The sequence below is a fragment of the Flavobacterium agricola genome (assembly GCF_025919725.1).
Lineage (GTDB): Bacteria > Bacteroidota > Bacteroidia > Flavobacteriales > Flavobacteriaceae > Flavobacterium > Flavobacterium agricola.
Window position 1 is genome coordinate 2057680 of the sequence record NZ_CP081495.1, and the last position, 15594, is coordinate 2073273.

The following is a 15594-nucleotide window of genomic DNA, read 5'->3' on the forward strand; positions in this document are numbered from 1 at the left end:
TAAACCAGCATTCCTTAGGCATATTTTTGTAAATTGCTTTTTTAAAAAACTCTAAAATGATTATTCCACCCTATTTAAAAAAAGGAGATACCGTTGCTATTGTTTGTACTGCACGAAAATTTTTTAAAGAAGATGCACAACCTGCCATAGCTTTATTAGAATCTTGGGGATTGCGTGTAAAATTGGGTAAAACCATTGGTTTAGATTATTTTCAGTTAGGCGGAACGGATGAACAACGTACCGCTGATTTTAACGAGCAAATTCAAGATCCTGAAGTTAAAGCCATTTGGGTTGCACGTGGTGGTTACGGAACGGTTAGAATTATAGATTTGATTGATTTTAGCGCGTTTCAATCCGATCCAAAATGGATTGTTGGTTTTAGTGATATTACCACTTTACATAGTCATATAAACAATTTAGGCGTTGCAACCACTCACGCCATTATGCCGTTTACTGTACCAACCGCACCAGAATCAGTTAAACAAACTTTGCATGATGCACTATTTGGCAAAGCTTTAACATACCAAATTGCCCCGCATGAAAATAATGTTTTGGGCGAAGCAACGGGCGAATTGGTTGGAGGAAACCTTTCTATTTTATACAGCTTATTGGGCTCGCCATCGGCTATTCAAACACAAAATAAAATTCTTTTTATAGAAGATTTAGACGAATATCTATATCATTTAGACCGAATGATGCAAAACTTAAAACGCAACAATTATTTTACAACTTGCAAAGCAATTATTGTGGGCGGAATGACCGACATGCACGACAACCAAATTCCGTACGGGCAAAATGCGTACGAAATTATTGGTGCAATTGCAGCGCAATATTATATTCCGATATGTTTTGATTTTCCTGCCGGTCACGTACCAGATAATCGAGCGCTAATTTTTGGACAAACCGTAAATCTTAGCATTAAAAAAGATTTGGTAACCTTATCGTTTTAATACCATGGCAAAGCACAACGAAATTGGTTTATTAGGCGAGCAACTTGCTGTTGCATTTTTAGTACAAAATGAATATGAAGTTTTAGAAAAAAATTGGCGCTTTAAAAAAGCAGAAGTTGATATTATTGCCAAAAAGCAAAACCAAATAATTTGTGTTGAAGTTAAAACGCGAACTTCTGTTGCTGTGGGTGAGCCAGAAAGTTTTGTTTCTCAGAAAAAAATTGAATTATTACTTTTCGCCATGAATCAGTATCTAACAAATTCAGATTTGGACTTAGAAGTACGTTTTGATATTATTTCGGTGCTTATTTTAGATAATGAAACTAAAATTAAGCACATAGAAAATGCTTTTTATCATTTTTAGAACGAATTAAAGAATAAAAAGCAGATTATTACCTTCCAATTTATATCTTTGTTAGGAATCAAAAATCAAAATAAAATAGATATGTATAACATTGTAAAAGAAGCGCACTCGGGTATTGCTTATTTAGCAATTTTTGCGTTAGTTATTGCTATTATTAATGCAGTTTCTGGTATTGCTAGTAAACGAGAATTTGTGAAAAAGGATAGAACAATTTCATTAATTGGTTTAATTTTCTCTCACATTCAATTATTAGTTGGTTTAATTTTATATTTTATTTCTCCACTAGGATTTGCTCAATTAGGTAACATGTCAGACAGCGCTGTACGTTTAACTTCGTTAGAACACCCGTTAATTAACATTATTGCAATTGCATTAATTACAATTGGTTGGTCTAAACACAAACGCGTAGCTCAGGACGAAAAATTTAAAAAGATTGCTATTTTTTATGCATTAGGTTTAATTCTAATTTTATCTAGAATTCCTTACGCAACTTGGTTATCTTAATTATATAAAATGTAAAAAGCACCTTAAAAGGTGCTTTTTTTATACTTTTACTATGATGCAACTTTTACGTTTTATTCTTTTTTTCTTTCCATTTTTAATTACGGCACAACAACAAACAAGTAAAGTTGATTCGTTGTTGCAAGTACAAGCCGTACTAGTAAGCTACGATTCTATTAATACAACAAGTAAAAGCTACAAAACAGATGTTTTTGCAAGTTATTACAGCAACAAGCTTAACGGCCGTTTAACCGCAAGCGGAAAACGTTTTAACAACACCGCGTATACAGCCGCACATAAAAAACTACCGTTTGGTACCCAAGTAAAAGTTACAAACCCCAAAAACAACAAATTTGTGGTCGTTACAATTACCGACCGTGGCCCATTTAGTAAAGGCAAAGAAATTGATTTAACCCAACGCGCTTTTAACGAAATTACGCATCAAAAAGGTTTGGGCGTTTTAAAAGTTGATTTAGAAGTTTTAGAATAATTGCTACCAAGTTGTAAACGGATGTTGTGTTAAATATGCATTGTAATAACGGGCATCTTGCGTAACTTCTTCAGCAATCCAATCGGGTAAATCTATAATTTGTTGGGCATTTTGCAATTCTAATTCAGCCAAAACAAGTCCTTGGTTTTCATCTTCAAAAACATCAACCTCAAACATTTGGTTGTTGTATGGTACCAAATATCGTGTTTTGTTAATTACCCCAGGCAAGCACAAAGGCAAAAGCGCTAAAACCTCAGCAACTTCAATTTCCTTTTCCCATTCAAAACGGCTGGTTCCGTTAGCAAAAGATTTTCCTTTAATGGTTATAAAACCTTTGTTTCCTTTTACCCGAACACGAACTACGCGCTCTGAATCTGTTGATAAATAACCCTGAATAATTTTTTCGGAGCTATATTTTTCTGTTAGAAAAACTGTATCTTTAACCGTGTATTTTTTCTCTATTTCAATAGTAGCTGACATAGTAAATTGCTTTAAAAAAGTAAAAATACAATAATTTTAAACTCAGATAACAATGGGCATTTTTATTAAGCATAGTAAGATTTCATTTAAAGCTTTATTTAAAAAATACTTTTTAGATGAAAATTACATTTCTGAAGATCAATTGGGGTATTTAGTAGATTTGGTTCGAACCATTCGTCCAAAAAAAATGGATGCAGACGTAACGCCGGTTTTAGATGCGTACATTGCCTATTTAACAGAAAACCCCGAACAAAAAAAAATAATTGCCAATTACTTGGTTCAGCTTTTTAGCAGCCGTAAGTTGTTTAACTTTTTATCTAACGCAGGCATCTTACGCGATTCGTTTTTTATGCTTGAAGTTAAAAAACGTTTATTTGCTCGAATTTTACCCGAACAGCCGGGAATTGCTTCGTTAGAATATATTTTGGTTCAGGTATTTTACAAACACGATGATTACAAATGGTTACTTAAAATTCCGGACGCAAAAATTATTGAGCTGAACGATATTTTTGGCTTTCAATCTGTTTTTAAAGAAGTAACCAATTACTCGCTAATCGGGCAAATTACTACAAGTTTATCGGTTTTAGGCCAACGCATTACTGGGCGTGTTATGGAATATGAAGTTATTAAAATGGTACCAGAATACGATCACTTTAATAACTTATTCGAATCGTTTGAAAATGAATTGCAAGCCGTTTTAAAAAAAGTGCGCGTGTACAAACCGCATTATATTTCTAGCAGCGATGAAAATTATTTAAAAACTAAAGTTCAGCTACAAAAATGTTATGAGTTTGTTGATTTAGCTTTTAAAAACAGTTCGAAATACGGTATTTCGATGAAGGTAAACCAAAGTTTACTGCGAATCAGACAACAGTTACAACGTATTGAAAGCTTACTAGAAATATTAATTGTTAACCATGCCGACGATCAGATTTTAAGTGCAATTAAAGCGTGGCGCTTAATTATCAAACTGAATTCTATTAAAAACAACGTTGGACAATTAATTAACGAAAGTACACAGTTAATTTCGTACGAAATTACCAAACATACTGCCATTACGGGCGAAAAATATATTACAGAAACCCGAAGCGAATATTATCACATGCTTAAGGCATCGTTAGGCGGTGGTTTTATTGTTGGTTTTTTATGTATTTTTAAATTGTTGTTATCTGGCGTTTCAACCAGTGAATTTGGACATGCCTTTTTATACAGTTTAAATTACGCACTAGGATTTGTAGTAATTTATTTATTACATTATACCTTAGCCACCAAACAACCTGCCATGACGGCGGCAACGTTAAGTAAAACGCTAGAAGAAGATCATCATTCCGGATTAGGTTATCACGAAAAATACTCGAAATTCTCGTTTTTATTTGCTCGTTTATTCCGCAGTCAATTTATTGCTTTTATTGGTAACGTGGTTTTAGCTTTTCCGGTAGCTTTATTATTAGCTTGGTTAATTGATTTAACCTTGCATGTTAACATTGCAGAAATGAAAGCTGATAAATTATTATCTGAAATTAATCCATGGGAATCTTCAATAATACTTTACGCATCTATTGCTGGTATTTATTTATTTATTTCCGGAATTATTTCTGGTAACGTGGCCAATAAATTAAAACACGAAAACATTTGTTACCGTATTAAAGAAAATCCGTTTTTAAAAAATACCATTGGAGCCCAAAAAGCCAGCAAATTTGCTGATTGGGTATTTAAAAATTGGGCCGGAATTGTTTCAAACGCTTGGTTTGGGGTATTTTTAGGTTGTACCGGTACAATTGGCGTGTTTTTAGGTATTAATATTGACATTCGTCACATTACCTTTGCCAGCGGTAACTTTGCACTTGGTTTGTACGGTAAAGGTTTTGATGCCATGCCTATATATTTATATTTGGTGTTTATTAGGCGTATTTATTATCGGATTCTTTAACTTTATTGTTAGCTTCTCGTTATCTTTATTTTTAGCGATGCGTTCAAGAAGCATTCCGTTTAGAGAATTTATATTAGTAAATCAGGCTATTTTTGCCCGTTTTAAAAAACATCCGCAAACATTTTTCTTTCCGCCTAAAAACGCTAAAAAAGAATTTTTATAGAAACCAATTATATCAAAAAGCCAACATAAGTTGGCTTTTTGTAATTTTGTAAAACTTGTTTAACCAATATGCTTCGAAAAATAATACATGTCGATATGGATTCATTTTATGCATCCGTAGAAATACTGGATAATCCGCGTTACGTGGTAAAGCTTTAGCAGTTGGTGGCAATGAAATTCGAGGCGTAATATCAACCGCAAGCTACGAAGCGCGTAAATACGGTGTAAAAAGCGCTATGAGCGGTGCTTTAGCCATAAAGCTTTGTCCGCATTTAATATTTGTTAAACCAAGGTTTGATCGTTACAAAGAAATTTCAAAAAAAATTAGAAGTATTTTTTTAGAATATACCGATTTGGTAGAACCTTTATCTTTAGATGAAGCGTATTTAGATGTAACAACCAATAAAAAAAATATGAAAAGCGCTACTTTAATGGCGCACCAAATAAGGCTAAAAATATTTGCTGAAACGGGGTTAACTGCATCAGCAGGCATTTCGGTTAATAAATTTGTAGCTAAAATTGCAAGCGATATAAATAAACCCAACGGACAATTAACCATAAACCCCGAAGAAGTTGAACCATTTTTAGAAAACTTAGATGTAAAAAAGTTTTATGGAATTGGAAAAAGAACTACCGAAAAAATGTACAATTTGGGTATCTTTACAGGTAAAGATTTAAAATCCAAACCTATAACTTTTTTAGAGGAGCATTTTGGAAAAAGTGGAACACAATATTATTATATTGTAAGAGGCATACATAATAGCGAAGTGAAACCAAACAGAACAGTAAAATCGGTAGGAGCAGAACGTACGTTTGCAGCCAACCTTTCGTCAGAAATTTATTTGCTTGAAAGGTTAGAAAATATTGCTGAGGAAGTAGAAACGCGGCTTAAAAAAAACAAGTTAGCGGGTAAAACCATTACGTTAAAAATTAAATATTCAACTTTTGCCCAACAAACCCGAAGTAAAACCTTGCCTTATTTTATTTCTGACAAAAGCTTGTTGTTAGAAATTGCTAAGGAATTGTTGTTTCAGGAAAAGTTACAAGATTCGGTTCGTTTAATCGGTATTTCATTATCATCTTTAAATAATGAAAAGAAAAAAGAACCCGAAAAGAAAAAACCCGAAGTGATTCAGCTTAAACTTCCGTTTAAAGATATATAAAATAAAAAAAGCAGCTTAAAGCTGCTTTTTTATATGTATTGTAGTTAGTTACGGCTATTAATTTTTGACAACAAACGTAAAAATTCAATATATAACCAAACCAATGTAATTAGTAAGCCCATTGCAGCAAACCATTCCATAAACTTCGGTTGTTGTTTAGCTGCGCTATCTTCAATCAAATCAAAATCTAAAAATAAGTTTAAAGCAGCAATAACAATTACAAATGCACTAAATCCGATGCTCATTAAAGATGATCCGTGGTGAAACATTTGAAAATTGAATACTAAAGATGCGATAAAACTAATTAAATAATAAGTTGCAATAGCCAATGTTGCGGCAATAACCACATTTCTAAAAGTTTGGTTTACTTTTACAATTCTAAATTTGTATAAACCCAAACAAACTAAAAAGGTTACAAAAGTTCCTCCTACCGCTTGAATTACAATTCCTGGATATCTGGCCTCGAAAATAGCTGAAATACCACCAATAAACAAACCTTCAAAAATGGCATAACCTGGTGCTAATTTACCAGATAAATGCGGTTTAAAGGCAGCTATTAAAACCAATACAAAACCAACAATTGCTCCTCCAACAGTTAAAACAATTGGGTTATATCCTGAAGCAGTTAAATACCAAGTTGCAAAAGCACCAACCAACAATAAGGCCAATAAAATAAACGATTTGTTTATTGTGCCCTGAATGGTCATGGTTCCGTTAGTTAAATCAATCGTATTGTATCTTTCAACCGTTTGTGATGCGTTAAAATCTGTTACACCACCTTGTTTCTCTTTCGTAAATTTGTCGTTTTTTAAAAACGGATTGTTCGAATTAAAGTTCATATTTGGTTTTTCTAATTTTACTAAATATATAAATTATTCTTCTATTTGTGATAAGCGTAATGTATTTACCATACCGCGATTTGCTACTGGCATAGCAGCTAAATTTACTAACATATCGCCAGCTTCAACATAACCTTTTTCTTTACAGATGCGGTTAATATCATCAATCGTATCATCAGTACTCCAAAATTTATCGTAATAAAAAGCAGTTACTCCGTACAACAAGTTTAATTGCGTTAAAATGTGTTTGTTAGAAGTAAAAACTAATGTATGCGCTTTCGGACGCCAAGCAGAAACCTGAAACGCAGTGTACCCCGAATTGGTTAAGGTAGTAATTGCTTTGGCATCTGTTTCGTTAGCCATTGTTGCTGCATGATGACAAATGTGCTTAGTAATATAACGCTTGGTTTTAATTTGCACTTGGTTTTGAGGAATTTGAACCAAAGGTGAATCTTCTACGCTATAAATAATTTTTGCCATTGTTTGAATTACCTGAACTGGATAACTACCAACCGAAGTTTCGCCCGATAGCATTACAGCATCAGCCCCATCCATAACCGAGTTAGCAACGTCGTTTACCTCAGCTCTTGTTGGAGTTAATGAAGTAATCATAGTTTCCATCATTTGCGTAGCAATAATAACCGGAATACGTGCTGTTTTTGCACGAGCTACTAATTGCTTTTGGATTAAAGGCACTTCTTCTGCCGGAATTTCAACACCTAAATCACCACGTGCAACCATTAAACCGTCGCAATATTTAATAATTTCATCAATATTAGCAACTGCTTCTGGTTTTTCAATTTTAGCTACAATCGGAATTTTATATTCGGCATGTTCTGCAATAATATTTTGTAAATCTTTTAAATCGTCACCCGTACGAACAAAAGAAAGTGCAATCCAATCTACTTTATTTTCAATAGCAAAAATGGCATCACGCACATCTTTTTCTGTTAAAGCTGGTAATGAAACTTTTGTATTAGGTAAGTTAACTCCTTTTTTAGATTTTAAAGGACCTCCTTGTACAACAACAGCTTTAACTTCTGTTTCGCGGTCAGTTTCAACTACTTCAAAAATAAGTTTACCGTCGTCTAATAAAATACGTTCTCCCGGATTTACATCTTTAGGAAATTGCTTGTAGTTCATGTACACGCGCTCAGCAGATCCTAGAATATCTTCAGCTGTTGTAAATGTAATGTGATCGCCAGGATGAACAAAAACATCTTCTTTCATTACGCCAACGCGTAATTTAGGCCCTTGTAAATCAGCTAAAATAGATGTATTATATTCAAATTCTGCAGTTAATTCTCTAATAATATCTATACGTTCTTTAACGTCAGCATAATCAGCATGCGAAAAGTTAATTCTAAAAACATTAACTCCAGCATCAATCATTTCTTTTATTGTTTCTCTAGAGCTACATGCTGGTCCTAGCGTAGCAACAATCTTTGTTTTTTTTCTGTAAAGCATTTTAAAATAGTAGGTTGTTTATTGATACTAACGTATTTTTATCTAATTCATATATGGCGTCGAGCTCTTTTATTACGTTTAGTTTAGAAATAAATTGCTGAACCGTTTCTGGCAGTAGCGCTTCTTCAACTTTAATAAAATAATCAACGGTGTCGTATTCTGGAATTAGAACAATATCGCTGTATGTATTTGTTAATACTAAGTTTATATCTGAATCAATGCGAGGCTCAGATTCAATTACCGATTTGTTGGCAATTAAGCTCCAAACAATGCGTTCGTTTTTGTCTTCAAATTTAAAAAAATCAAAATTGGTATGGGTGGCAAATTTTGATAAAGTTAATGGGATTAACTCTTTTTCTAGGTTTAATTGACCGTATTTATTTACTAAATAAGCCAATTTATAATCTTCTAATGAAGTGTGAAGTGCAATAATATTAAAATCGTCTGATCCAAAATCATCAATATCTAATATGCTTACTGCCATTGTAATTTTTATTTAAAGATACGATTTATCTTTAACTTAATGAAAAGCGGCTAAAGTATTTAACCTTAATTTAATGAGAATTAATGAGATGGCGGTTCTATAATATCTTGTAAAACAAAATAAGCGCGCTTAGAAGCAATTTCTTCGGCCTTTTTTTTAGAGGTTGCTCGGGCGCGAGCAACAATTTCGTTATCAATTTTTAGCTTTACGCCAAAATATTTTACAGCTTCGTTACCGGTATCTTCAAAAACCTCGTAAAAAAAAGATTTTTTTTGTTTCTGACACCATTCTATCAACAAGCTTTTGTAGCTAATAATTTTTCCTTCAAGCTTTTCAATATCTACATAAGGAACAATAACTTTTTCTTGAATAAAAGTTTTACAACGTTGGTAACCTAAATCAAGGTAAATAGCACCAACAAGGGCTTCGAACAAATTACCGTGAATATTTTCACTAAACTGCGAAGCTACAACTTTACTTTTAACATGATCTACCAAATGCAAAGATTTACCTAATGCATTTAAGTTTTCGCGGCTAACAATTTTAGAGCGCATTTTTGTTAAATAACCTTCATCTCCGGTAGGAACGGTTTCAAAAAGATGTGCTGCTATAATTAAGCCCAACATGGCATCTCCAAGAAATTCTAAACGTTCGTAATTATGCGCACGACCATTTTCATCGATTTTATTCATTGATCGATGGGTAAAGGCACGCTTATAAATCTCTAAATTAATAGGATTGTCATTAATTATCTCCGTTATGGTTTTCAAAAAAATCCCGTCCTCAGGAGTACGGGATTTATTTAAAAACAATTTCTTGAAAATATTCATGAAATAATATTTCTATTTTTCGAATTTTTTAACCAAAACACAAGCATTGTGCCCCCCAAAACCGAATGTATTGCTAATTGCAACTTTAACATCGCGTTTTTGTGCCTCGTTAAACGTAAAGTTTAATTTCGGATCAATGTTCTCATCATCTGTAAAGTGATTAATGGTTGGCGGAACAATTCCGTTTTGAATAGCTAAAATACATGAAATTGCTTCAACCGCTCCAGTTGCACCTAATAAATGCCCGGTCATAGATTTTGTTGAGTTGATATTCATGTTATAAGCATGCTCGCCAAAAACAGCTAAAATAGCTTTAGATTCTGCAATATCTCCTAATGGAGTAGATGTTCCGTGCATGTTAACTAAATCCACATCTTCTGGTTGTAAACCAGCATCACGTAAACAATTAATCATTACATTTTTAGCGCCTAATCCTTCTGGGTGAGGTGCAGTAATATGGTGCGCATCAGCTGACATACCGCCTCCGCCAATTTCACAATAAATTTTAGCACCACGAGCAACAGCGTGTTCGTATTCTTCTAAAACCAAAGCACCAGCTCCTTCTCCTAAAACAAATCCGTCACGGTCTTTATCCATTGGGCGCGATGCCGTTTTAGGATCGTCGTTACGTGTAGATAAGGCATGCATAGCATTAAAACCACCCATTCCTGCAATTGTAACTGCTGCTTCAGAACCTCCGGTTAAAATAACATCTGCTTGTCCTAAACGGATGTAGTTAAATGCATCAATAATTGCATTTGTAGAAGATGCACAAGCCGAAACTGTTGTAAAGTTAGGCCGCGTAATCCGTATTTCATTGAAATTAAACCACCTGCAATATCAGCAATCATTTTAGGGATAAAGAAAGGATTGAATTTTGGTGTACCATTTCCTTCGTTAAAGGCAGTAACCTCGTCCTGAAACGTTTGTAAACCACCAATTCCTGAACCCCAAATAACACCGGCACGGTCTAAATCAATTTTTTCTAAATCAAAGTTTGCATCGGTCATTGCTTCTGAGGCAGAAACCATAGCCAATTGTGCATAGCGGTCCATTTTACGTGCTTCTTTTCGGTCAATAAAATCTTCAGCTTTAAAGTTTTTAACCTCGCAAGCAAATTTTGTTTTAAAATTTGTAGCGTCAAAAAGCGTAATTGGGGCTGCACCACTTACTCCGTTTATTAATCCGTTCCAGAATTCTTGAATATTATTTCCAATCGGAGTTAATGCTCCAAGACCTGTAACTACAACTCTTCTCAATTTCATAATTTGTAAAGGTATATTCCAAACAAAAAACCCATGTATAATCGTTGGCAATCATCATGGGAATGTTATTTATATTAATGACTTGTAATATCTACTAAAATAATAAAAGATAGTTAAAAATAATAACATCCATGCGATGATTTCGCATCGCATGGATTGAGGTTATTATTTTTTAGCTTCTTCGATGTAAGAAATAGCTTGACCAACTGTAGCAATGTTTTCTGCTTGATCGTCTGGAATTTGAATATCAAATTCTTTTTCGAATTCCATGATAAGCTCAACAGTGTCTAATGAATCAGCCCCTAAATCGTTAGTGAAACTTGCTTCAGCAACAACTTCGTTTTCGTCAACTCCTAATTTGTCAACGATAATAGCTTTTACTCTTGATGCAATGTCTGACATAATCTTTTAATTTTAAATTTAATTTGTGGCAAAAATAAAAAACTTTATCTTAATACCACATGAATTGTTTGATAAATAGTCGGAGCTAAGATAAAAATTAATTTTAAATGTAACGATAATTTTTATCATTTCTATTTTTTTATGCTTTTCTTTGTACTTGTTAACCTAAGTATTTATAAGGCTTTATATCTATTTTATATGAAAAACATAATCATTTTCGCATCAGGTAATGGAAGCAATGCAGAACAAATAATTTCGCATTTAAACCAAACAAAAACAGCAAAAGTTGATGCAATTTTAACAAATAAAGCAAATGCGGGGGTACTTGAGCGTGCAAAAAGGCATCAAATTCCATCACATATTTTCTCAAAAACAGATTTAGAGAGCGGAAAAGTTTTAGAAATAGTAAATCAGTACAAACCCGATTTAATTGTTTTGGCTGGTTTTTTACTAAAATTTCCAGAACATATAATTAACGTATATCCAAACCAAGTAATAAATATACATCCAGCCTTGTTACCTAACTACGGAGGTAAAGGCATGTACGGCATGCACGTACATGATGCTGTTTTAGCAAATAAAGAATCGTACACGGGCATTACCATTCATTACGTGAACGAAAACTACGACGAAGGTGCAATTATTAAACAAGAAAAAGTTTTTGTAGGCGATTGTACCACGGCTGATGAAATTGCAACACGCATTCATCAACTCGAATACGAACATTTTCCAACAACTATAAACAAGCTATTAAGTGAGTAATCCACAAATAATTATTTATACCGACGGATCTTCTCGAGGAAACCCGGGGCCGGGCGGTTACGGTGTTATTTTAGAGTTAGTAGGTACCAGCTACAATAAATCGTTCGCAGAAGGTTTTCGGTTAACCACCAACAACCGCATGGAATTATTAGCTGTAATTGTTGGACTAGAAAAAATTACCAAACCCAAACAAAACATATTGGTTGTTTCTGACTCTAAATATGTGGTGGATGCTGTAGAAAAAGGTTGGGTTTTTGGTTGGGAGAAAAAAGATTTTAAAGATAAAAAAATCCGGACTTATGGCAACGCTTTTTACACGTTTACAGACAACATCAGGTTAAGTTTAAATGGATAAAAGGGCATAACAACCACCCGCAAAATGAGTATTGTGATAAAATTGCGGTAGAAGCTGCTTTAAGATCAAATTTAAAACCCGATGTTTGGTACGAACAAAACGAAGCTAAAAATTAACTTTTTAAACCTGTTTTTTTAACATCATTAGCGCCTCAACTTAAATAAAATACTTTGAGCAAATAATAAAAAGCTATATCTTTGCGTCTTATTTTCATGTAAATTAAAATGAATAAATTACTTATAGTAGGGACAGTAGCTTTTGATGCTATTGAAACACCTTTCGGAAAAACAGACAAAATTTTAGGTGGTGCAGGAACTTATATTGGGTTATCTGCTTCACAATTAAACGTAAATTCAGCAATCGTTTCTGTAGTTGGTGGCGATTTCCCTCAAGAATATTTAGATTTATTAACAGCTAAAAACATTGACATTTCGGGTATTGAAGTGGTGAAAGAAGGAAAAACTTTTTTCTGGAGCGGCCGTTACCATAACGACATGAATTCTCGTGATACGTTAGAAACACAATTAAACGTTTTAGCTGATTTTAATCCGGTTGTACCTGCAAACTTTACAGATTCTGATGTAGTTATGTTAGGAAACTTACACCCGTTAATTCAAACCTCAGTTTTAAATCAATTAACAGCTAAACCAAAATTAGTAGTTTTAGATACTATGAACTTTTGGATGGATTGTGCTTTACCAGAATTATTAGACGTAATTAAACGCGTGGACGTAATTACGATTAATGATGAAGAAGCACGTCAACTTTCTGGTGAATATTCATTAGTTAAAGCAGCGGCTAAAATTCATACAATGGGTCCAGAATTTGTTGTTATTAAAAAAGGAGAGCACGGCGCTTTGCTTTTCCATAACGAAAATGTATTCTTTGCACCGGCTTTACCATTAAAAGAAGTTTTTGATCCAACAGGAGCAGGTGATACATTTGCTGGAGGTTTTTCTGGCTACATTGCTCAGAGCGAAAATATCTCGTTTGACAACATGAAAAATGCAATTATCTACGGTTCTACCTTAGCATCTTTCTGTGTTGAAAAGTTTGGTACAGAACGTATGGAAAACTTAACAAGCGACGAAGTAAAAGCACGCTTGCAACAATTTAAAGCTTTAACTCATTACGACATTGAGCTAACAAAATAATTTATAAGCCACCTTGTGTGGCTTTTTTTGACTATAAATACCAAAAACAAACAACACAACAACAATGAGCGACGCATTAAAACACGAATGTGGAATTGCACTTTTACGATTAAAAAAACCGTTAGAATTCTATAAAGAAAAATACGGAACAGCTTTTTATGGCGTGCAAAAAATGTATTTATTACTAGAAAAACAACACAACCGCGGACAAGACGGAGCTGGTTTGGCTAGTATTAAATTTGACATGGAACCCGGAGCACGTTATATAAGCAGAATCCGCTCAAACCAAGCTGCGCCAATTCAAGATATTTTTAAACAAATTAACGAACGCATCAATACCGATTTAGAACAAAATCCGGACAAAGCGAACGATGTAGCTTGGCAAAAAAACAACGTACCTTACATTGGCGAAGTATTTTTAGGCCACGTACGTTACGGAACTTTTGGTAAAAACTCAATAGAAAACGTACATCCATTTTTACGTCAAAACAACTGGATGCACCGCAATTTAATAGTTGCCGGAAACTTTAACTTAACCAATGTTAAAGAATTATTTAGCGATTTGGTACGTTTAGGACAGCATCCTAAAGAAATGGCAGATACGGTAACGGTTATGGAAAAAATTGGTCATTTTTTAGATGACGAAGTAACCGATTTGTATTTAGAATGTAAAAACGAAGGTTTATCAAAACGCGAAGCTTCACCAGAAATAGCAAACCGTTTAGATATTGCTCGCATTTTACGTCGTGCCTCTAAAAACTGGGACGGTGGTTATGCCATGGCAGGTTTATTAGGGCATGGTGATGCGTTTGTAACGCGTGATCCGGCAGGTGTACGTCCAGCATTTTATTATGAAGATGATGAAATTGTCGTGGTAACTTCTGAACGTCCGGTTATTCAAACCGTTTTTAACGTGCCCTACAACGAAATTAAAGAAATTACCCCAGGGCATGCTTTAATTATTAAAAAAGACGGAACCGTAATTGACGCTAAAATTAGAGAACAATTACCTTTAAAAGCTTGTACTTTTGAAAGAATATATTTTTCTCGTGGAAATGATGCCCAAATTTACCAAGAACGCAAAGATTTAGGTAAATTAATCATGCCACAAGTTTTAGAAGCCATAGATTTTGATACCGATAATTCGGTTTTTTCATACATTCCAAACACGGCAGAAACATCGTTTTTTGGTATGGTAAGCGCTGCACAAGATTTTTTAAATCAGCGTAAAATAAAAGCCATTTTAGAGAACCAAAACAACTTAAACGAAGATTTGTTGCAAGATGTACTTTCGGTTAAAATTCGTACAGAAAAAATAGCAATTAAAGATGCAAAACTACGTACGTTTATTACCGAAGATTCATCACGTGATGATTTAGTTGCACACGTTTACGACGTAACTTATGGCGTAGTAAAACCAACTGACAACTTAGTTATTATTGATGATAGTATTGTGCGCGGTACTACATTAAAAAATTCGATTATAAAAATGCTAGATCGTTTACAGCCCAAACAAATTGTGGTTGTTTCATCGGCACCGCAAATTCGTTACCCGGATTGCTATGGGATTGATATGGCCAAGTTAGAAGGTTTAATTGCTTTTCAGGCAACCTTAGCGTTATTAAAAGAGCGCAACTTATATCATTTAATTGAAGAAGTTTATCAAAAATCTAAAGCGCAAGAAAATTTACCGGATGATGAGATTGTAAACCACGTAAAAACAATTTACGAACCGTTTACAGATCAGGAAATTTCTGATAAAATAGCTGAATTGGTTACACCAAAAGATATTCAATCTCCGGTTAAAATTATTTTCCAATCGGTAAGCAACTTACATAAAGCTTGTCCAGATAATTTAGGTGATTGGTATTTTACGGGTGATTATCCTACAGCAGGCGGAAATCGCGTAGTAAATAAAGCTTTTATAAACTTTTACGAAGGCAACAACGACAGAGCTTATTAATAAATTCATAATAAAAAACCGATGCTTTAACAT

13 protein-coding genes and 4 pseudogenes are annotated in these 15594 nt (G+C 33.9%); 10 read left to right on the forward strand and 7 right to left on the reverse strand.

Translation table 11 applies throughout. From position 1 onward, the window contains the following. Window positions 1–56: 56 nt before the first annotated feature. The 4 genes from K5I29_RS10220 (at window position 57) to K5I29_RS10235 (ending at window position 2305) form a co-directional block, all read left to right on the forward strand. A complete protein-coding gene (locus K5I29_RS10220; protein ID WP_264433055.1) occupies window positions 57–950 on the forward strand; it encodes a S66 peptidase family protein in 894 nt (297 codons plus the stop codon). Between the two features lie 4 nt (window positions 951–954). Beyond that, window positions 955–1314, forward strand: a complete 360-nt coding sequence (locus K5I29_RS10225; RefSeq protein ID WP_264433057.1) for a YraN family protein — start codon at window positions 955–957, stop codon at window positions 1312–1314. Between the two features lie 81 nt (window positions 1315–1395). Continuing rightward, window positions 1396–1818, forward strand: a complete 423-nt coding sequence (locus tag K5I29_RS10230) for a hypothetical protein (RefSeq protein ID WP_264433060.1) — start codon at window positions 1396–1398, stop codon at window positions 1816–1818. A gap of 52 nt (window positions 1819–1870) precedes the next feature. After that, window positions 1871–2305, forward strand: a complete 435-nt coding sequence (locus K5I29_RS10235) for a septal ring lytic transglycosylase RlpA family protein (protein ID WP_264433062.1) — start codon at window positions 1871–1873, stop codon at window positions 2303–2305. A 3-nt stretch (window positions 2306–2308) separates the two neighbouring features. Here the strand turns inward: K5I29_RS10235 and K5I29_RS10240 are convergent, their stop codons facing one another. Further along, window positions 2309–2785, reverse strand: coding sequence for a CYTH domain-containing protein (locus tag K5I29_RS10240; RefSeq protein ID WP_264433063.1), 477 nt, complete (start codon window positions 2783–2785; stop codon window positions 2309–2311). A 187-nt stretch (window positions 2786–2972) separates the two neighbouring features. Between K5I29_RS10240 and K5I29_RS10245 the strand changes: the two are divergent. Further along, window positions 2973–4878: pseudogene (locus tag K5I29_RS10245) on the forward strand (recombinase). Window positions 4879–4946: 68 nt separating this feature from the next. Beyond that, window positions 4947–6040 (forward strand): annotated as a pseudogene (gene dinB, locus K5I29_RS10250) (DNA polymerase IV). A 44-nt stretch (window positions 6041–6084) separates the two neighbouring features. Here the strand turns inward: dinB and K5I29_RS10255 are convergent. The 6 genes and pseudogenes from K5I29_RS10255 to K5I29_RS10280 all read right to left on the reverse strand — a co-directional run bounded on the left by K5I29_RS10255 (window position 6085) and on the right by K5I29_RS10280 (window position 11327). After that, entirely contained in the window at window positions 6085–6879 is a 795-nt protein-coding gene (locus tag K5I29_RS10255) for a Bax inhibitor-1/YccA family protein (protein ID WP_264433067.1), read from the reverse strand. 33 nt (window positions 6880–6912) lie between these two features. Then, the gene (gene pyk / locus K5I29_RS10260) at window positions 6913–8346 is read right to left on the reverse strand and encodes a pyruvate kinase (protein WP_264433068.1); all 1434 of its coding nucleotides are present in this window, start codon (window positions 8344–8346) and stop codon (window positions 6913–6915) included. A 1-nt stretch (window position 8347) separates the two neighbouring features. Then, a complete protein-coding gene (locus tag K5I29_RS10265) occupies window positions 8348–8830 on the reverse strand; it encodes an IPExxxVDY family protein (RefSeq protein WP_264433070.1) in 483 nt (160 codons plus the stop codon). 80 nt (window positions 8831–8910) lie between these two features. Then, complete coding sequence (rnc, locus tag K5I29_RS10270; RefSeq protein WP_264433073.1) at window positions 8911–9660, reverse strand: ribonuclease III; 750 nt, start codon at window positions 9658–9660, stop codon at window positions 8911–8913. A 12-nt stretch (window positions 9661–9672) separates the two neighbouring features. After that, a pseudogene (gene fabF, locus K5I29_RS10275) lies at window positions 9673–10925 on the reverse strand (beta-ketoacyl-ACP synthase II). Window positions 10926–11090: 165 nt separating this feature from the next. After that, window positions 11091–11327 carry an acyl carrier protein gene (locus tag K5I29_RS10280; protein ID WP_002988156.1) on the reverse strand — a complete coding sequence of 79 codons (237 nt, stop codon included), beginning with the start codon at window positions 11325–11327 and terminating at the stop codon, window positions 11091–11093. A 198-nt stretch (window positions 11328–11525) separates the two neighbouring features. Here K5I29_RS10280 and purN point away from each other — a divergent pair, with 198 nt between their 5' ends. The 4 genes and pseudogenes from purN to K5I29_RS10300 all read left to right on the forward strand — a co-directional run bounded on the left by purN (window position 11526) and on the right by K5I29_RS10300 (window position 15561). After that, window positions 11526–12089 (forward strand): phosphoribosylglycinamide formyltransferase, encoded by a 564-nt coding sequence (purN, locus tag K5I29_RS10285; protein WP_264433088.1) that lies wholly within the window; start codon window positions 11526–11528, stop codon window positions 12087–12089. Further along, window positions 12082–12560: pseudogene (rnhA, locus tag K5I29_RS10290) on the forward strand (ribonuclease HI). Before purN ends, rnhA begins: the two are co-directional and overlap by 8 nt. A gap of 108 nt (window positions 12561–12668) precedes the next feature. Then, a complete protein-coding gene (locus tag K5I29_RS10295) occupies window positions 12669–13598 on the forward strand; it encodes a PfkB family carbohydrate kinase (protein ID WP_264433089.1) in 930 nt (309 codons plus the stop codon). 64 nt (window positions 13599–13662) lie between these two features. Then, complete coding sequence (locus K5I29_RS10300; RefSeq protein WP_264433091.1) at window positions 13663–15561, forward strand: amidophosphoribosyltransferase; 1899 nt, start codon at window positions 13663–13665, stop codon at window positions 15559–15561. Window positions 15562–15594 lie beyond the last annotated feature (33 nt).

Bases quoted from the DNA above. Each gene is read 5' to 3' on its own strand.
- K5I29_RS10220 (WP_264433055.1), top strand. From the start codon at position 57: ATGATTATTCCACCCTATTTAAAAAAAGGAGATACCGTTGCTATTGTT.
- K5I29_RS10225 (WP_264433057.1), top strand. From the start codon at position 955: ATGGCAAAGCACAACGAAATTGGTTTATTAGGCGAGCAACTTGCTGTT.
- K5I29_RS10230 (WP_264433060.1), top strand. From the start codon at position 1,396: ATGTATAACATTGTAAAAGAAGCGCACTCGGGTATTGCTTATTTAGCA.
- K5I29_RS10235 (WP_264433062.1), top strand. From the start codon at position 1,871: ATGATGCAACTTTTACGTTTTATTCTTTTTTTCTTTCCATTTTTAATT.
- K5I29_RS10240 (WP_264433063.1), bottom strand. From the start codon at position 2,785: ATGTCAGCTACTATTGAAATAGAGAAAAAATACACGGTTAAAGATACA.
- K5I29_RS10255 (WP_264433067.1), bottom strand. From the start codon at position 6,879: ATGAACTTTAATTCGAACAATCCGTTTTTAAAAAACGACAAATTTACG.
- pyk (WP_264433068.1), bottom strand. From the start codon at position 8,346: ATGCTTTACAGAAAAAAAACAAAGATTGTTGCTACGCTAGGACCAGCA.
- K5I29_RS10265 (WP_264433070.1), bottom strand. From the start codon at position 8,830: ATGGCAGTAAGCATATTAGATATTGATGATTTTGGATCAGACGATTTT.
- rnc (WP_264433073.1), bottom strand. From the start codon at position 9,660: ATGAATATTTTCAAGAAATTGTTTTTAAATAAATCCCGTACTCCTGAG.
- K5I29_RS10280 (WP_002988156.1), bottom strand. From the start codon at position 11,327: ATGTCAGACATTGCATCAAGAGTAAAAGCTATTATCGTTGACAAATTA.
- purN (WP_264433088.1), top strand. From the start codon at position 11,526: ATGAAAAACATAATCATTTTCGCATCAGGTAATGGAAGCAATGCAGAA.
- K5I29_RS10295 (WP_264433089.1), top strand. From the start codon at position 12,669: ATGAATAAATTACTTATAGTAGGGACAGTAGCTTTTGATGCTATTGAA.
- K5I29_RS10300 (WP_264433091.1), top strand. From the start codon at position 13,663: ATGAGCGACGCATTAAAACACGAATGTGGAATTGCACTTTTACGATTA.